We start from the raw sequence: 1,671 nt of genomic DNA, 5'->3' as shown, positions 1-1,671 counted from the left end.
GCGCCGATATCGGGCCGTTCAATGGCATCGAGCGCTGCCTTGACGTCCTTCTTGAGAAAGATTGCCCTTGCCGCCTTGTCTCCGAGTACCAGAGGAAGCTGACGGATCGCAATCAGCCCCTCGATCTTCTTTTCTTTCAACCAAATGGCAAAGTCGTCGAGAGAAAAACCAGCTCTGAAAATCGCAGTTTTGACCTTGGTATTCTGAAGTTCAACAAAACCCGAGTAGCGCTGCGTGTTGTAGAACTCGCCCGGCTGATGCAATTTTCGGAAGTGATTTTCCATGTCCGCATAGGCATTAATCGACTTTTGGACATCCCGGCGGTCGCCGCCGCATAGGTCGACCAACCGGTCTAGGGGCATCAAATGTTTATAATGAAGCTCCCACTGATATTTGGCCTTCGAGTAGGCGTCCCAAGGGCGGGGACCGACAAGGTGAGCCTGAAGTCTGATTGCATCGATCCCATCGCCGTCCAGCGTTTCATGAACGATAGCCGGAATGGTTGACCAGTTCCCGCTCACACCGTCCTCGTGAAACCGGCGGTAAATGAAGAGGCGGGTATTGCCTTCTACACAGAGATACTTGCCGCTGTCGTTTCGACAGACAATGATCGGCTGCATGATCCCGCTATTTGCCAAGATCGAGTTCCGAAGCTTGTCGGCGGTCGTCACGCCTTTGCTAGTGCCATCGCCTTCATCGCTGCCGATATCCAACGCAAGCTGAATGTTGTCATCAGTGAGCTCGCCTTCGAACCCCTCGACAAATCGACGGATGCGCGGATTGTTTCGGTCGAGTTCGACATCGTAAATAGACAAATGCTGCTGCACCCCGACCACGCGTAGCCTCCCTCTTGCAGTGCCATCAGCAGTAGCACCAGCAACATAAAACTTCGTCAAATTTTTCCGTTGGCAGCTGAGTCTAGACAGAAACCTGAAGCACCCAGCTGCCCAACTCTTTCATGCCGGTAGCGAGAAAGTACTCTCAACCATCCGCTTCTGCGCTGGTGACAGGCTCTGGCATCTCATATCGCGTAACGATTGCATTTCCGTCAGCAATCTCGATTTCAATGACCTCGTTGACAATAAGCTCATCGGGATCGAGCTCTTCCAGGATGGTGTTGAAGAGCTCACGTTGCCTTTCGGGAGCGACTTGCGGGACAATGATTAGGAGGCCGGGGTGGACCGGCTCCTTGGCGTAGAGCTTTCTAAAATCCTTTGCGTTGTTCGTGACGAAGGTGAAATCGTCTTCCAAGATCCGCGGCATCAGGTTCCAGTCGGTTTCACCGCTGAGTCCGAGCCAGTTGACGTGATTTGCTACATGCCCGCGCAGTTGAGCGACTGCAACGAGAGACGTATGCAGGCATTCGTCGATCAGAAAGTTCACGATGCCACGCGCGCCTTCGAACCCGGCGAAGGTCGTGGATCAGCCTGCAGCGCTACGCGTTTCGACGACTTGGCTTTCAGACCTAGGTCTGACAACTTCTTCGGTCGTCCTCGGGTCGGGTGAGCGGTAACCCAGATCTTCGCAAGCTCGATCAACCGCGGTGTCAGCGCCGGATAGCCCTCGAGCACTTCTGCCTCGTCCGCGGCCTGTCCCAGCATCGACACGATCATGCGCACCGGGATACGGGTTCCCATGAAGACCGGCTCCCCGCCCGACACACCCTTGACG

The 1,671-nt window shown here is 54.8% G+C and carries 3 protein-coding genes; all 3 read right to left on the bottom strand.

Features of this window, described 5'->3' with window-relative positions; all coding sequences use genetic code 11:
• Nucleotides 1-896, bottom strand: an 896-nt coding sequence (locus EOA28_RS35080) for a ParB N-terminal domain-containing protein (RefSeq protein ID WP_128315816.1), incomplete at its 3' end; no start/stop codon positions are given.
• Nucleotides 897-981: 85 nt separating this feature from the next.
• Entirely contained in the window at nucleotides 982-1,383 is a 402-nt protein-coding gene (locus tag EOA28_RS35075) for a DUF5615 family PIN-like protein (protein WP_128315815.1), read from the bottom strand.
• Nucleotides 1,380-1,671, bottom strand: a 292-nt coding sequence (locus EOA28_RS35070; RefSeq protein WP_148671077.1) for a DUF433 domain-containing protein, incomplete at its 5' end; no start/stop codon positions are given. The genes EOA28_RS35070 and EOA28_RS35075, both read right to left, overlap by 4 nt.

The organism is Mesorhizobium sp. M2A.F.Ca.ET.067.02.1.1, from assembly GCF_004023285.1.
In the GTDB taxonomy this organism is placed as follows: domain Bacteria; phylum Pseudomonadota; class Alphaproteobacteria; order Rhizobiales; family Rhizobiaceae; genus Mesorhizobium.
This window is presented reverse-complemented; position numbering and strand designations above follow the sequence as displayed.